Below are 20,497 nucleotides of genomic sequence, written 5' to 3'. Positions count from 1 at the left end.
ACAAATGAATTATACTCAAACATTGGACTACCTGTTCAATGCCTTACCCATGTTTCAGAGAGTAGGTGCTGCGGCTTTTAAAAAAGACCTGAGTAATACTTTGGCTCTTTGTAAACATTTGGGTGATCCTCATCAAAGATTTAAGTCTATACATGTAGCTGGAACAAACGGGAAAGGAAGTTCTTCTCATGCACTTTGTTCTGTATTGATGCAAGCAGGTTACAAAGTTGGACTTTATACTTCTCCTCATTTGAAATCATTTACCGAAAGAGTAAAAATCAATGGTGTAGAAATTCAAGAGGATGAAGTTGTTCAATTTGTGAATGAAAATAAAGGCTTTTTAGATGAATTAAAGCCTAGTTTTTTTGAGATGACAGTGGGACTTGCATTTTGGTACTTTGCCAAAATGCAAGTGGACATAGCAATAGTAGAAGTTGGGATGGGGGGCAGGCTGGATAGCACCAATGTGATTCAACCAGAAGTATGCTTGATCACAAATATTGGCTATGATCATATGCAGTATTTGGGAGATACCTTGGAGGCAATCGCTGGAGAAAAAGCTGGAATTATCAAGCAAAACACACCAGTTGTAATCAGCCAAAGACAAGCAGAAACATCTCATGTTTTTAATGAAGTAGCTAGAGCCAAAAAAGCACCTATTTTCTTTGCGGAGGATTATTTTCAGATTGATAATATTAGCGAGAGTGAATCAGGGGTGTATAGGGTAAGTCAATCAGAGGATTCTTTTGTCTTAGAAATGGACCTGAAAGGAAACTACCAACAGAAAAACCTTTCGGGTGTATTAAAGACTTTAGACATATTGAGGACATTAGGCTTTTCTTTTTCACAAAGTCACCTTCAGGCAGGATTAGAAAATATTGTTAAAAATACTGGGTTGAAAGGTAGGTGGCAGTATTTAAGCGAATCACCTACTGTCCTATGTGACACGGGACACAATGAAGATGGAATTAATTATATTTTAAATCAACTGAAAGCGTGTTCCTTTGATAAACTTTGGATGGTATTGGGAATGGTCAATGACAAAGACCTTGATAAAGTGCTTTCCTTACTTCCTAAAGATGCCAATTATGTTTTTGTTGCTGCCAAAATTCCTAGAGCAATGCCTGCTGCTACTTTATTAGAACTAGGTTTTCAGCATGGATTGGATGGTATTGCCATCGATGATGTCAATGATGGATTGGCTTATGCAAAGAAAAATGCATCAAAAGATGATTTAATATTTGTCGGAGGCAGTACCTTTGTGGTCGCTGAAATAAATGACTTATAAGCATGGGTAGGAATAAGCTCCAAAGATTCAAAGAAAACGAAGAAAACAGAAACGTAATACAATCTGGTAAGCCAATTTTTGAAAACATAAAAGGTAAATGGAATATAGATCAATTTCAAAATCAAAACCCAGTTGTGGTAGAACTTGCATGTGGTAGGGGAGAGTTTACTGTTGGATTGGCAAGAGAGTATAGAGACCAAAATTTCATTGGTGTTGATATCAAAGGTTCGAGAATATGGAAAGGTTCGAAGACTGCTATTGAAGAAGGTCTGGATAATGTAGCGTTTTTGAGAACACAAATCCAACATTTGAGCGAATTCTTTGATGCCGAAGAGATTTCCGAGCTTTGGATTACATTCCCAGATCCTTTTCCGAGAGATGGAGATGAAAAGCGAAGACTGACAAGTCCTAGATTCCTTGATATGTATAAGCCATTGATCAAAAAAGATGGAGTTGTTAATTTTAAAACCGATAATACGGGATTGTTTGATTATACTTTAGAACTCGTCCGTTCAAGAGAAGATATAGAAGTGATACATTACACACATGATTTTTATCAATCGGAATGGAAAGAAGACCATCACGGCATCAAAACTCGTTACGAAAAGATATTTTCAGATAAGGGTGAAAAAATTAAATATCTGAAATTCAGCTTTAAGTAGCAGTTTCTTGATGAAAGTGAAAATTACGCTATCTCTTGAACCTGCAAAGACTGGGGGATTTCAGTCAAATCCCCCTATTGATGAGGATACTCATAAGGTTATAAGAAACCGTTTTAGAATATTTTAGGCAAATCTATATTGACAAGTTGTAGTGAATTGTTCATTTTGGTCAAAAGCTCATCACTGTCTATAGGCTTGGTCAAATAGTCATCCATTCCTACTTCATATGCTTTGTTTTTTGCTTTGTTTGTAGCATCTGCCGTGACAGCGATTATAGGAATGTTTAAGTATTTCTCTCCTGCATCTCCCTGTCTTATTGCTTGTGTAGTTTCATATCCGTCCATTTCAGGCATTTGTAAATCCATCAGGATAAGATCAAATTTATCGGATTTCAGAAGTTCCAGAGCATGGATACCGTGATTTGCAATATTGAAGGATAATTCAGGAATTTTTCGAAGGATTGATTTAATGACTAATTGATTGACATGATTGTCTTCTACGATAAGTATGTTTTTCCCTTTCAAGGAACAGTTTTGTTCCTCAGAGGCAATTTCAGGATAAGTGACTTCCACTGGAGTTTCAAAAACTAGTGATACTTTGACTTCCGTTCCTTTATGTTGTTCGCTTTCAATTGAGATTTGTCCATCATATGCTTTGACCAATGCTTTTACAATGCCTAATCCAAGCCCAAATCCCCCAAATTTCCTTTTGTCATCAATTCTCTCTTGAATGAAAGATTCAAAAATGCGATCTAATTTTGCTTTTTGTATACCGATTCCGCTATCAGTTATCATTAGATCTAGATGAAGTTTGTTATCCACAACCTCTGATTGGATTCGTAAAGAAACATACCCCTCATGGGTGAATTTGACGGCATTATTGAGAAGGTTAAGAAATATTTGTCTTATTCTAGATTTATCACCCAGGATGAATTTTGGAGGTTGGTTAATTTCCTCATAAATAAATTTCAAATTTTTATTTTTTGTTTGATTTTCTACTATCGTACGCACCTCCCGAATCAGAGCTGCAAAGTCTATTTTCCTTTCCTCGAGTTGAAGTTCGTTGCGCTCTATCTTTGAGTAATCCAAAATATCATCAATGGCTGATAGTAAACCCAAAGAGGAATATCTGATGACTTTCAGATCGTTTTTGATATCGTCACTATCCGTAGATCCTTCGATAGATTTTGTTAAACCAATCACAGCGTTTAGAGGAGTTCTCAATTCATGGCTAATATTGGAAAGAAAAAATGATTTGATTTCATTCGATTCGATGGAATGTTGCAGTGCTTTGTTTTGCATTTTTTCTTTCTCCGATTTCAAAAGCTTGATACGGTTTGCCATAGATATGGATAAAAAGATTATCTCTAGTCCAGTCCCCAATTTAGATGCATTTTCAGTCACAAATGAGTTTGGAATCAAACTAAAATTATTCAATATAAAGATGAAAAATCCAATGAAGAAGAATAAAATTCCCAGACTGAAAAATACATCTAGGTTCACATTTTTTTTATAGCTAGTATAAACTGTAGTTAATATTAGAATCAATAGGATCACTCCAAGTGTATTTACAAGGGGGTAGTATAGGGATATTTTGGATTCGAAGAAGGTTATTGCCGTCAACAAAAGCAAAACTGCAATATGTAGATAATTAAAAGACTTGTTGATCCAAGAGCTGAATTTTTTGACTTGGGTATAAGCTTGTACATACCTACCAAAAGCAAGAGTTGAAAAGGCAGCACCGAGAAGAACAGCGTTTCTTGAAAGCCAACCTGAGCTTGGTGTTATGAATTGGAAAAAGTAGCCATCCAAGGAAAGATGTAAAAGAATGACTGAGAAGACATAAAATGAGTAAAGTATAAAGCTTTTCTCTTTTATGCCAAAGTAAAAAAATGAATAGATCGTACCTGCTAAAATCAAAATCCCATAGAAGATACCAAATACAAATTGTTCAAAATATGAATTTTGAATGAGTGATTTAGCACTGTGGAGATTTAAAGGTAGGTTAATGACTTCACCATCACTCTGATATTGTATATAGAAAGTTTCATTTGCATTGGGTTCAATAATGATAGGGAATATCATTTTTCTATGATTAAATGATTTTCTAGAAAAAGGTTCTAAATCTCCATTTATTTGTTTTTTGATTTCTCCATTTTCGCTGATTTGATAAAATTCAATCAAATCAGTAATGGGTCTACCTGTTTCAAAAAATAATTGTAGTTTTTCACTTGATTCATTGTGCATGCTGAATTTAAGCCAATGATTATCTTTTGTAAAACCTAAATTTGAATTGGGACCATCAATTTCAATAAAATCTTGATTATGTTCAATTTTTAAAAAATCGTAAATATCATAATTATTGGAGCCTACATTGGTAATAGATGCATATTTGAAGATAGAAATAGGATTATCAAATTGGTCATCTTTCAGCTGATATTGCCCATTTGAATTTTGAGAGTATAAAAATGCAATTAGTATAAGGATAAATACACTTGTGTTTTGATTGGGTATCATGAGGCTAGGAAAGGTTATACGTATCGTTAAGCTACGAAAAATACCCTCTCACAGATCATAATTATCTTGATAACAAAAGTCTTAAGATGATCTCGTGATAAAAATAATATAAGTTAATTTAAAATAAATGAAGCTATAATTATATTGAAAGTCCTCCGTCGGTAGTGATCACTGCCCCAGTAGTATAAGAGGCCGCAGAAGAAGCGAGGAATAGAGCCAATGTAGCAACTTCCTCAGGTTGGCCAATTCTTTTTAATACCAATGCACTCATGACAGATTTCATGATTTTGTCATTTCCCCACATTGGTTCAGAAAATTTAGTTTTAATCACACCCGGGCAGATTACATTTACTCTGATATTGTACTCACCCCACTCTTTTGCAAATACTTTTGACAAAGAAATCAATGCAGACTTACTTATGGAGTAAACTCCATGCCCTTGCTCTGGTGAAAGTCCTCCCACGGCACTTATATTGATGACAGTAGGGTAGGAGGACTTTCTTAGGTGGGGAAAGCACAATTTCATCAACTCAAAAGGAGCTTTTACATTTACACCCATGATCTTGTCAAAATCTTCACCAGAAGTCTTATGCACTGGTTCAAACGCTGAAATAGAAGCTGCATTGTTGACCAAAATATCAATTCCACCATATTTTTTCACCACTTTTTTCACAAGAGTATCTAGCGTTTCAATTTTACTTACGTTACAAGCTATACCTTGTATCTCATACCCTTTCATTTTTAATGTTGATGCCACTTTGTCTAGAGCTTCTTGCTTCCTGCTACTGATAATGACTTTTGCACCAGCAGCTGCAAATACAGTTGCTATGCTTAGGCCTATACCTTTTGATGCACCTGTTACTAGAGCAACTTTTCCTTCAAGTGAAAAAACATTGGATAAATCCATAGGGCTAAAATTATTGTGGTTTTATGGTTATAAGGCATTAAGATATAAAATTATGTAACTTAAGTAAAGTTAAATTTTAAAAGAATTTTGTTTGGATAATAAACAATTGGGTTGAATGTGTTTGAAATGTTCTTTTTATTCATAAAAAAATGATAATTAACTAATATTGATCACTTACACGATAATTTGAAATATGCATCTTCTTTTAAAGAACTCATAACCTACTCAGTGACTATTTACCAAAAAGAAATCAGGATATCATTGTTTGATTTCAAAGTAGAATACCTGCTTGAAATAATGCCAAAATCACTTTAAAGATAGATCAAAAAAAATAATTCTACATATTCCGATTTATTTCACGAAGAATTAATCCTAACTGTCGCCACTCTGACGGAAGAATAGTTTCAGGTAATTAAACATTTGTTTCAACCATTTTGGCACAAATCTATTTCTCCTTTTAGGAAGAAAATGTACAAAAACATTTAGATTTGGGTAGGAAATCATGAATATCGAATAGATTTTGAAAAATTATTTACTTGAATTTAAGATTGATATAGAATAGTAGGATAATTTTTTTGAAACAAACTTTGCGATAAGCCATCAAAACACTACCTTTGCATCACTTCAATCGAGGAGTAGAAAATAAATCAAAAATAGTAGCTATTTTAGTAAGTCATTTTAAGGTGATCATTTATTAAAAAGTTTATTATATCTAGATTTATTGTAAATGGAGTGGTAGTTCAGCTGGTTAGAATGCCTGCCTGTCACGCAGGAGGTCGCGGGTTCGAGTCCCGTCCATTCCGCATCGTTATTTGTTGTTGAGTTGCAAATAATAAAAAATAAAAGACTCAAAAATTTATGGAGTGGTAGTTCAGCTGGTTAGAATGCCTGCCTGTCACGCAGGAGGTCGCGGGTTCGAGTCCCGTCCATTCCGCAAGTCTCAAGTGTTTCTTGAGACTTTTTTTTTGATTATTGTTGTTAGTCAGTGATTTTTGATTTTTAGATTTCAGTCCATAAAAAAATCCATTTAGCTTTCAGTGTGTTGGATAAAAGTGTTTTACTTAGCGAGAATATTTTTATCTTTGTCTTTGTCAAAAACGCTACATATGGTATTAGAATTTGAAAAACCAATTGCTGATCTTGAGAGCAAGTTGCAGGAAATGAAGGACTTGGCTAAAGGGAGAAACATTGATTTGTCTGCTGATATTCAGTCATTGGAAGAAAAAATACAAACTTTGAAAAAGGAAACTTTCCAAAATTTGACTAGATGGCAGCGAGTGCAGCTTTCTAGACATGCAGATAGACCTTATGCATTGGACTATATTTATGAAATGACCAATGACTTCATAGAACTTCATGGAGATAGATCTGTAAAAGATGATAAAGCTATGATTGGTGGCTTAGGTGATCTTGATGGAAGATCGGTTATGTTCATTGGTCAACAGAAAGGTAGAAATACCAAACAGCGCCAAGAGAGAAACTTTGGGATGGCAAATCCAGAAGGATACAGAAAAGCACTACGCTTGATGAAAATGGCTGAAAAGTTTGGAAAGCCTATCGTTACTTTGATCGATACTCCGGGTGCATTTCCTGGTTTGGAGGCCGAGGAGCGAGGACAAGGTGAAGCCATTGCTAGAAATATCAAAGAAATGTTTATGCTAAAGGTTCCTGTGATCTGTATCATCATAGGCGAAGGAGCATCTGGAGGTGCATTAGGTATAGCTATCGGAGATAAAGTGTTGATGCTTGAGAATACCTGGTACTCTGTAATTTCACCAGAATCCTGTTCATCCATACTTTGGAGAAGTTGGGATTATAAAGAACAAGCTGCTGAAGCACTGAAGCTTACTGCCAATGATATGCAAAAGAATGGCCTGGTAGATGGTATTATTAATGAGCCATTGGGTGGAGCGCACAAGGATATGAAATTAATGGCTAAAACTATCAAGACAGCCATACTAGATGCATTAAAAGAGTTAGATAAGATTAAGCCAGAAAAAAGAATTGACCAAAGAATTGATAAGTTCTGTGGAATGGGCGTTTTCGTAGAGTAGAAATATGTATCCAAATCCCATAATAGCTATCATTTTGTATCTGCGCAATGGTAGTTTTTATGGGATTTTTGTTTTCACCAATTACCTTGATTTATGAACTTACAAGTAATCAATACCGGTTTTTTTAAATTGGATGGGGGGGCGATGTTTGGAGTTGTTCCAAAGTCACTTTGGTCAAGAACGAATCCTTCAGATGAAAATAACCTATGTACATGGGCTATGAGATCGCTACTTGTTGCGCAAGGAAATAGAGTAGTTCTTATTGATAATGGAATAGGAGATAAACAAGATGCTAAATTTTTCTCACACTATTATCTACATGGAGATGAGACATTAGCAAGTTCATTACACAAAGCAGGTTTAGATTTCGGGGATATTACAGACAATTTTTTGACGCACTTGCACTTTGACCATTGCGGAGGGGGAGTGAAATATAAGCATGATGGTAGTACTGATTTGGTAACTGTGTTTGAAAATGCTAAATATTGGTCAAACAAAGACCATTGGGAATGGGCCACTCAGCCGAATGCGAGAGAAAAAGCTTCTTTTCTGAAAGAAAACATATTGCCAATGCAGCAAAGCGGGCAGTTAGAATTTCTAGAGTTGAAGAGTGGTCAATTTATGGATGGGTTTGACTTCTTTACTGTAGATGGGCATACAGATAAGCAAATGATTCCTAAAATAAGCTACAAAGGAAAGACGGTTGTATTTGCAGCAGATTTGTTGCCATCTGTTGGACATATTCCACTTCCATATGTGATGGGTTATGATACAAGACCTCTATTAACTTTAGATGAAAAGCAAAAGTTTCTTGTTGAAGCTGCTGAAAAAGAGTATGTTATATTTTTGGAGCATGACCCAGTAAACGAATGCTGTACCGTGAAGATGACAGATAAGGGTGTAAGATTAGATCAAACATTCAGACTTGATGAAATCTAAACAGCGGATAGGATTAGCCTTCTCTGGAGGCGGTATCAGGGGGATTGCCCATTTGGGTGTAATCAAAGCACTGGATGAGTTTGGGATCAAACCAGACCAAGTCAGTGGAAGTAGTGCAGGAGCAATAGCAGGTGCTATGTACTGTAAAGGGTATAAGGCAGATGAGATATTTGATGCAATAGTTACGACCAATTATTTTAAGTTTATGCGTCCTGCTATCAGCTGGACAGGAATATTTAGAATGGACACCGTCGTAGCTTTGTTTGAGAAATACTTCAGTGAAGATGATTTTGCTTCACTTGGCATACCGCTCACTGTAGCAGCTACCGATATCAAAAGAGGAAAGGTAGTGTATTTTTCAAAAGGACCACTTATCAAAGCTGTAATGGCTTCATCATGCATACCAGGGATGTTTGATCCTATCGAGATAGATGGGCGATATTATGTAGATGGAGGAGTTTTGAACAATATGCCTGTAGAACCTCATGAGGGTGTTTGCGATGTGATAATTGGAGTGAATTGTAATCACTTGCCAGAAGAACATAACATTACCAATATCAAAAATCTGATTGAACGCACCGTAATCATGTCAATGAATTACAATGTTTACAGCAGAAAGAATAAGTGTGATTTTTTTATTGAACCAAAGGGACTAGCAAAGTATGGTGTCTTTGATATCAAAAAGGCTGGTGAAATCTATGATGCAGGCTATCAGGCAGCATTGAAGTTTATTGAAGAACACGAAGATTTTCGTGAATTGGGAAAATTAGCTTAATATTAATTGATATGATGAAGTTCCTTTCTAGGGTAGTATTTTGGTTGACAGGCTGGAAATTTGTTTCTACTTGGCCAAAATCAATGACAAAAGCTGTGTTGATTGCAATCCCTCACACCAGCAACTGGGATTTGCTTTATGCAAGAGCTGCTTTTTATTTAATGGATGTACCAGTCAAATTTACCATCAAAAAAGAAGTGATGGTAGGTCCATTGGGTTGGTTAATCAAAGGTTTGGGAGGCATTGCCATAGATCGAAAAAAGACAGCGGGGAAGCGGAAACAGACTTATACAGAGTTGATGATAAATCTGCTTAAGGAGTCTGATGAGCTAGTGATGATGGTCACACCAGAAGGTACTAGAAGCTATGCCCCAAAATGGAAATCTGGCTTCTATCATATTGCTTTAGGTGCAAATGTACCGATTGTAGTAGGCTATCTTGATTATAAGAAGAAAGAGGCTGGTATAGGGCCTATCATCATTCCAAATGGAAATATGGATGATCAAATTGAAGAGATGAAAGCTTTTGGACGCAATGTCACTGGGAAATATCCTGATCAAGGGATTAGATAAAACTTATTGTCTTATTTTGGATCAATACCTATTGCGTCCAATATTAATATCTGAATCTAGAAAAACCTTCTATTTCTTACATGAATCTTTACAGATGTACTCATTTTTTTAATTTGAGCCGTATAGTGCTTTTGCAGCCTCTTCATATTTATCTCCAGCTTTCCATGTAGGTCTTTTTAGATTATTTGCTATTTTTTCAGCGGTCAGGATGTAGGATTTCCAGTATTTGATAGCGTAATCAAGGTCGAAATTGTCTACTTCATCACCTGGCTGATGGTAGTATTTATTGATCTCATCATCAAATGCGTTGAAACCTAAAGAAAATGTAGGTGAAGGTATACCTTTTCTAGCAAAATTCACATTGTCAGATCGATCATAAAGCCCTTGTTCTGGTGATGGATCAGCTGTAGTCCTTAGCCCGAACTCTGCCGTTGCTTCTGCGATAAGTGGATCAACCGAAGTCCTTCCAAAACCTATGACTGTGATGATAGAAGTATCATTGTAACCTCCATTGTCGATATTAAGGTTATAGATGATTTTATCTAATGGGATCAAAGGGTTGTCAGAGAAATATCGACTTCCAAGCAATCCTTTTTCTTCAGCCGTCCAAGCACAAAGTAAAATAGATCTTTTTGGTGGATTCTCTGCAAAATATCGAGCGGCATTGATGACAGCTACAGTACCGACGGCATTATCCCTTGCTCCATTGTAAATAGAATCACCTTCGGCATTTGGAGTACCTACACCTATGTGATCATAATGTGCAGATAGCATGACATACTCATCTTTGAGTATTGAATCAGTGCCTTCTATGATTGCAACCACATTTTTGCCTATAATGTCTTTGTTTACTTTACCTACCACCTCTACACTTGCTGATTTGATTTGTCCTTTTCCTATGGCATTGATATGGGTGTTGCTTAGGTCTTTGAGCCAAATGTAGGGAATGGTCGTAGCACCTTTGCTTTGATCTATGGTAAGTTGGGTTCTGTTCAATGATCTTGCTATAAGATTCCAAGGCACAGAAGGTATATTATACATTTCTATGATCCCAATGGCTCCATTAGCTTGGGCCAAAGCCAATTTTTCTCTTCCTACTGCAAAAAGATCTGATGGGCTTAGCCTATCAGGTGCACCGACATTGGTGATCACGATTTTGCCTTTTACATTTTTCCCTTCATAATCAGCCTCAAGCCCATGACCGATCACGACTAGTTCATGCTCTCCATTGATAGCAGGGCCATCTAAGACAAGTAAATCTTCACCTTGTTGAAATTTCGTGCTTCCTAACATGATCTCTCCTTTTTTAGGTGGTGTGGATAATCTGAAAGGTATATGTTGATAGTAACCATTTGCACCATCGATTTCTTTGGCACCATATTTCCAAAATTGCTCTGCTATAAATCTTGCTGCTGCATCTATCTCTGGTCTAATAGGGTCTCTCCCCATAAGCTCATCCGAGGCCAAGTACCGGAAATGAGACAAGGATTCCTTTTCATCAAAATTTGATTCAATGGCAGCTTTTCCTCCTTGAGCATATGTGCATGGCGATGCCAAAAGAAGGCACATGCCTAAAACTAAACTTTTTCTCTTCATTTTATATTTGTGTTTCTAAATTGAAGATAGAGATTTACTTTTGACCAGCCAAGTCCTTTCAAGACTATACTTAAAGATTGTTCATTAATGGATATAATTTCAATTGAAAATCAACTTAGATGCTGAAATTTCATCAAATTGAATATCCATTTGCTCCAATACGTTTATAAAATGCCTTGGAATCGGTGCTGATATTCTTATCTCTATATCCGAAATAGGATGTGGAAATGACAAATATGCTGCATGGAGCATTAAATTATTTAGGTCAAAAGTCTCTCGGAAAAATCTGTTTTGCTTATTTTCACCATGGGTACTGTCTCCAATAATGTAATGCCTAGCATGTGCCAAATGCCTTCTGATTTGATGCATCCTGCCTGTATGAGGATAAGCCTTCAATAAGGCATAACGGCTAGTAGGATACCGTGTAGTAGATGCATACGGAATCTCTGCTTCTGCTAGCTTCCAAAACTCAGTAACACTGTCTTGGAGAGTCCCATCAAATTCTTTTTTGAGCGGGTGATCAATTATAAAATGAGAATCTTTTGGAATTCCACGGACAAGACATAGGTAGCCTTTTTTGATTTGAGTGGTTGCAAATATTGGTTGCAGTAAGGCAGCGGCTTCAGCAGATTTGCCAAAAAGTAATATTCCAGAAGTAGGTCTGTCTATTCGGTGCAAAGGGTATACGCGTTGGCCTATCTGATCTCGTAGAAGTTGTAAGGCAAATTTAGGATTGGGATCATTAGCTATTTTGGTTTTATGGACCAACAAACCCGCGGGCTTGTTGATCGCAATATAATTTTCATCTTCAAAAAGGATCTCAAGTGATGAGTAGTTTATCATAATAATGAAGACTTGATATTAGAAGATTGTTCCTGAACCTATGCTTTCTTGGTCTTTATACCAAGCTACAAACTGTCCTGAAGCTATTCCTTTTTGTGCCAAATCAAATATGACATACAGACCATTTGACCTTTGGATCAAAGTAGCTCCCACAAGTGGCTGTCTGTATCGGATTCGTGCTTGATACCTTGTAGATTCACCCACTTTAAGTCTCAAGTCTTCTCTTATCCAATGAACATCTTCTTGCTTCACAAAAAGTCCATTTCTTAATAATCCAGGATGCGTTTCTCCCAATCCTGTATAAATCACATTATCAGTAGTATCAGTAGCTATGACAAATAAGGGCTTTCCAGTGCCACCTACTTGGAGTCCTTTTCGCTGACCCACAGTGAAGTAGTGGGCACCATGATGCTCACCAATTGTTTTTCCTTGGGTGATGTTATAGTGTATAGGTAGACAAATAGCATCTAATTGTTCATTGTCTAGGTTTTCGAATGCTCGATTTTCGGGTAGCGTCGTACCTTTATACACAGGAAGATCCTCGGGAATGACAAGTATCTCTCCTTTTTTAGGTTTCAATTGTTGTTGTAGAAAGTCTGGTAATCGAACTTTTCCTATAAAGCATAAGCCTTGGCTGTCTTTTTTGTCCGCAGTAATCAAGTCTTGCTCTTTAGCGATTTTCCTTACCTCGGGTTTTTGTAGGTGGCCGATTGGAAACAAAGCTTTGGAAAGCTGCTCTTGATTTAGCTGACATAAGAAATAGCTTTGATCTTTGTTGGGGTCTGCTCCAGCTAATAGCTGATACACTGGTTTTCCTTCGATACTAATCTCTCCTTTCTGACAATAATGTCCAGTAGCTACAAAATCAGCCTTAAGTTTTTGTGCCGCTTTGAGAAAAATATCAAATTTGATCTCTCGATTACAAAGGATATCAGGATTTGGTGTTCGACCTGCTTTATATTCTGCAAACATATAGTCTACTATCCTAGCTCTATATTCTTCACTTAAGTCTATTGCTTGAAAAGGAATTCCTAGCTTTTCTGCCACCAGCATTGCATCGGTGCTATCCTCCATCCATGGACATTCGTTTGAAATGGTGACACTTTCATCGTGCCAATTTTTCATGAACATTCCTATGACTTCATAGCCTTGTTCTTTGAGAAGATAAGCTGCTACAGAGCTATCAACTCCGCCGGATAGACCGACTACCACTCTTTTTCTTTGATTCATGAGTTTAAATTTTCATGGGGTCAAGGTCCATGAGGATTTAATGATGATTTCTAACACCAGTATGCTGTGGAAAGGTTCTACAAAGGTAAAAGAATTTGATGTTTTTTCATTTTAGAATTGAATTAGGTATTAACTATATGGTTTTATTTAAAAATATATACCCATCAATACTATATATTGTTTTTTTAGAAAGAGGATTATAAATATTTTGTTTTAATTTTTAAAATTTCCTATAAAAATTGTAAACATTCATGGTTGAGTATTCATGAGTAATCTTGCGTATAACTAAAAAGTGATATAAAGGATTCAATAATTTATTTTTGTATTGTAGTTTAATCTATTGATAATAAACTATTTATTCGCCCAATTTCAGAAAACCCTATTCTTAAATTGAAATTCAAAGGAAGTAGATTAAAACAGGCTAGATAATCATCCAAAAAAATTACCCATCCTGTTGTCACTTCAAGATAAAGAAAAATGACTCATTAATTTATCAAAAGCAATTAATGAATTGCAGAAAGTAGATTAATTCAAAATAGTAATATCCTTATTGAAAGAATTTTTAAGCCCTTAATAGGTCTATGAATGTATTCCAATGATTACATTTTATACCTATTAAATATGCTTATATACTTCTTGGTATTTAAATTATTTTTCCCAAGATACCCGGGTTTTGAAAATTAATTACCTATTAAATAGATAATGGTTAGGATGAAAAAGTAATGATTCTAGTAAGAATTTCATTAAACACCTATTAAAGCCTAGTGAATGTACAACTGATGTCAATAAGTGAAGAGGAGAGGATAAGTACAATTAAATTTAACATCATCCTACTTTTCACCTATCAGGTCTTTAACTGAATAAGTAATCTCATAAAAAATGTCAGTCTATTGGATGTATGAACACATTGAACTATGATAAAACTTTATTTTCATCTAATTAAAATTATCATTTTAGTATTCATTTCTCAAGCAGTACTTTCACAAAGTAACCCTGCATTGGAATTCAATATTTCATCTGTAAGTCCAATTACAAATGGTCCTAGTATCAGCCCTGTTGTTGTAACTTTCTTAAATAATACCGACAACCCCACAGGTAATACATTTAGTGCTTTTACACCTACCAAGACGGTTACATTTTCTTTGACTAATCAGCAAAGAACCATGTCGGTGGCCCCGAATGTAGGCGTATTTTTTGGAGCTCAAGGTACTTCTAGTTCTTCATCTCCTTCCCCAAGAGTAATATTTGAACCATTAATGGGAACAGGGGCATTAGGAGCTGCAAATGCTACTCATTTTAGGTCTTTCGGTGGTACGTCAATTTCTGGAAGTGAAGGCATGTCAAGTTCAAATTATGGTGTCGAAATTCTTTCAAGCATAAGACCTTTGTATGAATCAAATGCTGCTTTACCTACCCCTGGTAACCCAGTTAGTTATCAGCAGGCTGACATAGTTTTGACATTTAACTCACCAGTGAACAATCCGATTCTACATTTTGTAGGTTTAGGAGGTACATCTGGTAATGGGGCGAACATATACACGAGATTATCGGTAGAGCTAGATTTGATTACAGCAGGATTGTCCTTGACTAGGCTGTCTGGATCACCTGAGTTTAGTATTCCAAACGATACCCAAATTAGAAATAGTGCTGCGGCTTTTACAGCAACTACTGGTACCGGAGCAGCAAGTGGTTCAGTACGAGTTAATGGCACAAATATCACAAGTATTACATTTAGGAGTTTCATCACCGCTCAAGTAGGTAATTTTTCTGGAGGAACCTCATGGAATGGTCCGACACCAACCGACCAAAATTATCATGCAGGAGATGGATTCTTGTTGAGTGTGTCACTCGGAGAATCTAATTTATCTGTTACGAAAACGATTAACAACACTATACCTGTAGTAGGTGATAATGTGATATTCACAGTAATAGCTACCAACAACGGACCAAGTAATGATTCAGGCGTGCAGGTAGAGGATTTATTACCTGATGGTTATTCATACGTTTCTCATACAGTTTCCTCGGGTGGCGGGACATACACACCAGGCACTGGTTTATGGAATATTGGAAACCTTAACAATGGAGATTCAAGAATTCTAACTATAACAGCTCAAGTAAATGGAAGTGGAAATTATACTAATGTTGCCACAATAAGTGGGTCAAATAGTGATCCTAACTTAAATGATAATGAAGCAATAGCTTTTCCTGCGTTTTTTCCTTGTACGAATACAGTTAATAGAGTTACCAATGGTGTTTTTCCTACTTCAGGAGGTAATACGAACACAGTTCCTGATTGGATAGTGGGAGGTACCTATGCTTCATCAGGCATTTGGGGAATATTTACAGGAAGAGTAAACTTAAATGCAAATGGTTTAGAATTTAGGCGAGATAATGGTACAACCACAACACTTTCTCAAAATCTAACAAATATAAATGGTGTGACTACCATTTATTTAAACAACCTATATTGGTATAGAACCACACAAAATGGTAGTACTGGAGGCTTTGTTTTTAATATATCCTATGCAGGTACTGTTTATGCTACCATTTCTTCAGTCATTGTAAATAACACAACTTCACCATCAGTAGTTGCTCAAAATGGAGCAACTGTAAACTTATCTAATCTTCCATTAGTTACATCTAATTCAACAAAATCCTCAAACTCAAATTTAGCAATTGTTTTACCACAAGGAGTTCCTAACTCAGGTACCTTACTTTTTACTTTTATTGCTGGTAGTGATGGAACAGAGGTTAGGGATATAGGTATGCGGTCTGTTGAAGTGCAAAATTGCCCAATTTCCGATTTATCAATCAGCAAAACTATAAGTAAAGGGACTCCAAGTTTCGGAGAAAATATTGGGTTTACTATAGTCGCTAATAATAATGGACCAGATAATGATACAGGTGTTCAAGTTCACGAGACTTTGCCATCAGGTTATCAATATGTCAGTCATAGCGTGTCATTAGGGGGAGGAACTTACAATCCCAACACTGGGCTTTGGAATATCGGTACACTTAACAATGGAGCCTCAAGAACATTAATTATTACTGCAACAGTTAATTCAAGTGGAGACTACGAAAATGAAGTGTCTTTAAATGGGAATAACCTAGATCTTAGTCAAGCTAATAATATGGCTACTGTCAATGCATCACCCATAAATCCATGTGATCCAATGTCCTCTGGAAATGTCGATACAGATGGAGATGGAATAAGCGATTTATGTGATCAAGATAAGGATAATGATGGGATTTTAGATACTGATGAAGGCTATATCTGTAGTCCTCTCACTGATAATGAGTTGGGGTGGTTTTATAACACTATACCTCAGACGCGTGTCCCTTTTGTAAATGCATCTTCTACCTTTGTCGCTTCCGCTACCAATCAGGTTGATGGTCCAGGATTAACTTCTTTTTTGAGTACTTCACCATCTACAAGTCTTCAAATTCAAAATTCATTTGTAAATCAACCTAATCTAGTTGGTGCAATTTCTAATAATGATTTTATAGCAATGTCATTTACCACCACTTCTTTTCCTGCGAATACCACTACGTTTCTTTCGGGTACACAGCTTTGGATCGAGGAGGATGCTTTTAATCCCGGTGCAAACCCCAATGCGTCCCAGCTTTTTCCTTATCAGTTTAGTATGTTGATAAGCACTGATCCAACTTTTGATACCAGCGTCCAAACTGTAGTTCAGGATGCTTGGGTTGGTTATACTGGCTTTCGAGATTATGTTGATTTTATAGGTTCTGATATAGTTTTGGAATCAAATACTACCTATTTTATCAGATACTATCTATATAACGCTACATCTTTCAGCGGGACACTTTTTTTTGATGATCAAATTCCTTTATTCAAGCGTTGTTCGTTTTTAGATACCGATGGAGATGGTATTCCAGATCATTTGGATTTGGATTCTGACAATGACGGCTGTCCAGATGCTTTAGAAGGTGGTGGTAGCTTTCTAGCAAATCAAGTGGATTTTGAAGGAAGGCTTATCGGTTCTGTAGATCCATCTACAGGTATACCAATTCTTGCGGGTGCAGGGCAATCTTTTGGAAGCTCTCGAGATCCCAGTGTAACTTCTGGTAAATGTGATGATGATGGAGATGGTGTGATCAATGATGAGGATGTTTGTCCAGGCTATGATGATAATGTTGACAGCGATGGAGATGGGATACCAGATGGTTGTGATTTAGATAAAGATAATGATGGGATTCTTGATGTCGACGAGGGTTATGAATGCAATCGAGTTATGACTGATTACTCCACATTTTCAGGTGGGACAGGCACTGATTGGATCAATGATAACAATGTTGTATTTGGAGAATCTATATTATCGGTAGCGGTATCAAATAATGTATCAGCTTTGACCTCAAATTCTATTAATGATAATCACTTCTTGGGTGAACCAGGTTTGCGAATAGGACAGCCAGGTGGTTCAACAGGAGCTAATTCATTTGATAATAGAATAGTATTAACATTTACATTTGATAATCCTGTTCGTGATTTCAAGTTTAGAATTCACGACGTCGATCATGGAGATGTCATTGTTTTTAATGCATATAATCAATTTGGCCAACCAATTCCATTAATTAATAATAGGACATATAGTTTATATCCTAATACTATTATAACACTTTTTGGTAATGAGTTTAGAGCTACAAATGCTCAGGTTCCAAATAATAATAGAGAAGGCACTATTGATTTCAATTTTGAAGGTTACCTGATTTCTTATTTTGAAATTGGATACTATGACACCAATGGAAACGGAACTGCTACTATTGCTCAATTCGAGGCTCTTGTTTGTAGTTCTATAGATACAGATGGGGATGGTATTCCAGATCATTTGGATTTAGATTCTGACAATGACGGTTGTCCAGATGCTTTAGAGGCAAGCGGCGGATTTAGCCAAGCTGATGTTGATTCTGATGGTATGCTTATAGGGGGTGTGGATGGAAATGGCGTCCCTAATCAAGCAAATGGAGGGCAAGCTCCTACGGGAAATGAAGTCATAGCTACTCAAATCACTTTAAGCAGGTCACCTTTGGATTTAGAATTGGCAGTTGGGGAAGTAGCTACATTTGATGTCATTGCGAGTGCTGTGAATACGACAACCTTTGTATCTGGAGTTCCAGATTATTCCGCACCTTTTGGAATAAATGTCTCTCCTGAATTACAGTTCCAGTGGTTCGTAAGTTCAGATGACGGAAATACCTACTCGCTGATTACAGGGGCTACATCATCCAGTTATTCATTTACAGTGATTGAAAATGCCGAGGCTGGAAATCTATATAGAGTAGAAGTGAATCACATCAATTACAGGTGCATTATCATATCGGAGGCAGGACAACTAATCCTTTGTAATGCAGGAAATGATCAGGTGCCACTAAGCGGAAGTGTGATAAATAATCAATAAAACACCGTATTAGTTTGGCTAATTTAAACATTTATTCATCATGATATTATAGAGGTAGGATTAAATAAAGCTATGAATAAGACTTTCTATAAAGCGATTCTCTTAACCATCTTTATGGGGATATTTAGTGCTGTTGAGGCGCAGAATCCTGCTTTAGAGTTTGCTTTAGGCGATGGAAATCCTATTGGAAATGGTCCTGTTACTGAGACGACTATAAGGTTTAGAAATAATATTAATAATCCTATTGGTAATGCTTTTGACACCTATGATCCAGCACTGTCGGTCACAGCCTCTATCACCAATCAGCAATACAATTTTAATGGAATACCATTGAATGGTGCTGTATTCTTTGGTCAATCAGTCGATCCACAGCCAATTTTTAGTTCTCATTCAGAGGCATCAGGCTCACCTTCAAATGCTGACTTTACAGGTTCGGGATCTGTGGTTGGTAGTGGGATTGATATCAATGCCAATCATGTAATCAATATGAGGATATTCAATGCTCCTCTAAGAATCGCAGGTATTCCTACTAATCAAAGGGAATATATGGCTGACCTTACCCTTACATTTAATAGACCAGTATCCAATCCAGTTATACATTTTCAAGGACTTGGTGGAAATTTAAATGCGCTTGGTTTTTCTGCGGAATTTGATTTAGTAGAAAGTTCTACACCTATCACCTTGTCCAAGCTCTCGGGGTCCTCGGCTCTAGTTATTCAGACTCTAGGGGGAGTACAACAAATCAATAATGGGGCGAGTAGTCCTACAAGTACAGGCGATTCATCTGGTAAAGGATCAGTTCTTGTTGAAGGTAATTCAATATCTTCTCTGACTTTTCAGGTATTTCTCAGAGGGAATACTTCAGGACAAGCATGGGCAAGTACCGACGATTCATTTTTTGGAGAACTTTTTGGTTTTGGCCTTTCTGCTTTAGAATCTGACCTTAGGGTATCCAAAACAGCTAGCGATCCTAATCCTACTGTCGGGGATATTGTTACTTTTTCAATAGTTGCTTCAAATGATGGACCAAGCAACGATAGCAATGTTCAAGTGCTTGATCTCCTCCCTGCTGGATATACTTATAACAATCACACAGCTTCTAATGGTGATATTACCTATGATCCAGTCACTGGGATTTGGAATATAGGTACCCTAGCTACTGGTGGTAGTCATACTTTAGAAATCAATGCCCAAATAATATCTATTCAAAATAATTATTTTAATCAAGCTACAATTAGTGGAGATAACTTTGATTTAAATCTTGCAAATAATAGTGCGGGTGCTTTAGGTTGTACAAATACCCCACAATCGGTTAATTTGAATGATCTATTTATTGGCACGCTTCCATCAGGTGTCGAGCTACAGTGGTTTAGTACTCAAGATCGTCAGATTGGTTCTCAGCTATCCAATCCAGAGGATGTTACAGTTTCTGGAAGCTATTATGCGTTTTTCTTTGATACTATCAATGGATGCTTCAATACAGATTTTTCTACCTCAGGTGTCAATGTAATTATTTTACCACCATGTCCGTCCGCTGATTTGTCTATCAACAAGACAGTGGATGATCTGACACCGAATGTAGGCAGCAATGTTGTCTTTACCTTAACAGCAAGCAATGCAGGACCAAGTGCAGCAACAGGCGTAGTAGTAACTGACCAGTTGCCCTCTGGCTATGCATATGTATCAGACAATGGA

Annotated in this window: 13 protein-coding genes and 2 tRNA genes; 10 read left to right on the top strand and 5 right to left on the bottom strand. The window is 36.6% G+C overall.

Annotation, left to right across the window (positions count from 1 at the left end):
• Positions 1 to 4: 4 nt before the first annotated feature.
• Positions 5 to 1,288 (top strand): bifunctional folylpolyglutamate synthase/dihydrofolate synthase, encoded by a 1,284-nt coding sequence (locus MM214_RS17990; protein ID WP_241297563.1) that lies wholly within the window; start codon positions 5 to 7, stop codon positions 1,286 to 1,288.
• A 2-nt stretch (positions 1,289 to 1,290) separates the two neighbouring features.
• Positions 1,291 to 1,950, top strand: a complete 660-nt coding sequence (gene trmB / locus MM214_RS17985; RefSeq protein WP_241297562.1) for a tRNA (guanosine(46)-N7)-methyltransferase TrmB — start codon at positions 1,291 to 1,293, stop codon at positions 1,948 to 1,950.
• 113 nt (positions 1,951 to 2,063) lie between these two features.
• On the opposite strand, the gene MM214_RS17980 is transcribed toward trmB, so the two are convergent.
• Both MM214_RS17980 and MM214_RS17975 read right to left on the bottom strand, forming a co-directional pair.
• Positions 2,064 to 4,466, bottom strand: coding sequence for a hybrid sensor histidine kinase/response regulator (locus MM214_RS17980; protein ID WP_241297561.1), 2,403 nt, complete (start codon positions 4,464 to 4,466; stop codon positions 2,064 to 2,066).
• Between the two features lie 139 nt (positions 4,467 to 4,605).
• Positions 4,606 to 5,373, bottom strand: coding sequence for an SDR family NAD(P)-dependent oxidoreductase (locus MM214_RS17975; protein WP_241297560.1), 768 nt, complete (start codon positions 5,371 to 5,373; stop codon positions 4,606 to 4,608).
• 729 nt (positions 5,374 to 6,102) lie between these two features.
• Between MM214_RS17975 and MM214_RS17970 the strand changes: the two genes are divergently transcribed.
• The 6 genes from MM214_RS17970 to MM214_RS17945 all read left to right on the top strand — a co-directional run bounded on the left by MM214_RS17970 (position 6,103) and on the right by MM214_RS17945 (position 9,713).
• Positions 6,103 to 6,176: transfer RNA gene (locus tag MM214_RS17970), tRNA-Asp, on the top strand.
• Positions 6,177 to 6,233: 57 nt separating this feature from the next.
• A tRNA-Asp gene (locus MM214_RS17965) sits at positions 6,234 to 6,307 on the top strand.
• A 172-nt stretch (positions 6,308 to 6,479) separates the two neighbouring features.
• Positions 6,480 to 7,427 carry an acetyl-CoA carboxylase carboxyltransferase subunit alpha gene (locus tag MM214_RS17960; RefSeq protein WP_241297559.1) on the top strand — a complete coding sequence of 316 codons (948 nt, stop codon included), beginning with the start codon at positions 6,480 to 6,482 and terminating at the stop codon, positions 7,425 to 7,427.
• A 93-nt stretch (positions 7,428 to 7,520) separates the two neighbouring features.
• On the top strand, positions 7,521 to 8,366 hold the full coding sequence (locus MM214_RS17955; RefSeq protein WP_241297558.1) for an MBL fold metallo-hydrolase: 846 nt from the start codon (positions 7,521 to 7,523) through the stop codon (positions 8,364 to 8,366).
• The gene (locus MM214_RS17950) at positions 8,356 to 9,141 is read left to right on the top strand and encodes a patatin-like phospholipase family protein (RefSeq protein ID WP_241297557.1); all 786 of its coding nucleotides are present in this window, start codon (positions 8,356 to 8,358) and stop codon (positions 9,139 to 9,141) included. Before MM214_RS17955 ends, MM214_RS17950 begins: the two co-directional genes overlap by 11 nt.
• An 11-nt stretch (positions 9,142 to 9,152) precedes the next feature.
• Complete coding sequence (locus MM214_RS17945; RefSeq protein ID WP_241297556.1) at positions 9,153 to 9,713, top strand: 1-acyl-sn-glycerol-3-phosphate acyltransferase; 561 nt, start codon at positions 9,153 to 9,155, stop codon at positions 9,711 to 9,713.
• 108 nt (positions 9,714 to 9,821) lie between these two features.
• Here MM214_RS17945 and MM214_RS17940 read toward each other — a convergent pair whose 3' ends face one another.
• The 3 genes from MM214_RS17940 to mnmA all read right to left on the bottom strand — a co-directional run bounded on the left by MM214_RS17940 (position 9,822) and on the right by mnmA (position 13,382).
• Complete coding sequence (locus MM214_RS17940; protein ID WP_241297555.1) at positions 9,822 to 11,309, bottom strand: M28 family peptidase; 1,488 nt, start codon at positions 11,307 to 11,309, stop codon at positions 9,822 to 9,824.
• A gap of 99 nt (positions 11,310 to 11,408) precedes the next feature.
• Positions 11,409 to 12,152, bottom strand: coding sequence for a pseudouridine synthase (locus MM214_RS17935; protein ID WP_241297554.1), 744 nt, complete (start codon positions 12,150 to 12,152; stop codon positions 11,409 to 11,411).
• An 18-nt stretch (positions 12,153 to 12,170) separates the two neighbouring features.
• Positions 12,171 to 13,382 (bottom strand): tRNA 2-thiouridine(34) synthase MnmA, encoded by a 1,212-nt coding sequence (gene mnmA / locus MM214_RS17930; RefSeq protein WP_241297553.1) that lies wholly within the window; start codon positions 13,380 to 13,382, stop codon positions 12,171 to 12,173.
• A 914-nt stretch (positions 13,383 to 14,296) separates the two neighbouring features.
• Here mnmA and MM214_RS17925 point away from each other — a divergent pair.
• Together MM214_RS17925 and MM214_RS17920 are read left to right on the top strand one after the other, a co-directional pair.
• Complete coding sequence (locus MM214_RS17925; protein ID WP_241297552.1) at positions 14,297 to 18,802, top strand: hypothetical protein; 4,506 nt, start codon at positions 14,297 to 14,299, stop codon at positions 18,800 to 18,802.
• A 72-nt stretch (positions 18,803 to 18,874) separates the two neighbouring features.
• Positions 18,875 to 20,497: DUF11 domain-containing protein (locus MM214_RS17920; protein ID WP_241297551.1), on the top strand; the 1,623-nt coding region annotated here is incomplete at its 3' end.

This window comes from Belliella kenyensis (genome assembly GCF_022549675.1).
GTDB lineage: Bacteria > Bacteroidota > Bacteroidia > Cytophagales > Cyclobacteriaceae > Belliella > Belliella kenyensis.
This window is presented reverse-complemented; position numbering and strand designations above follow the sequence as displayed.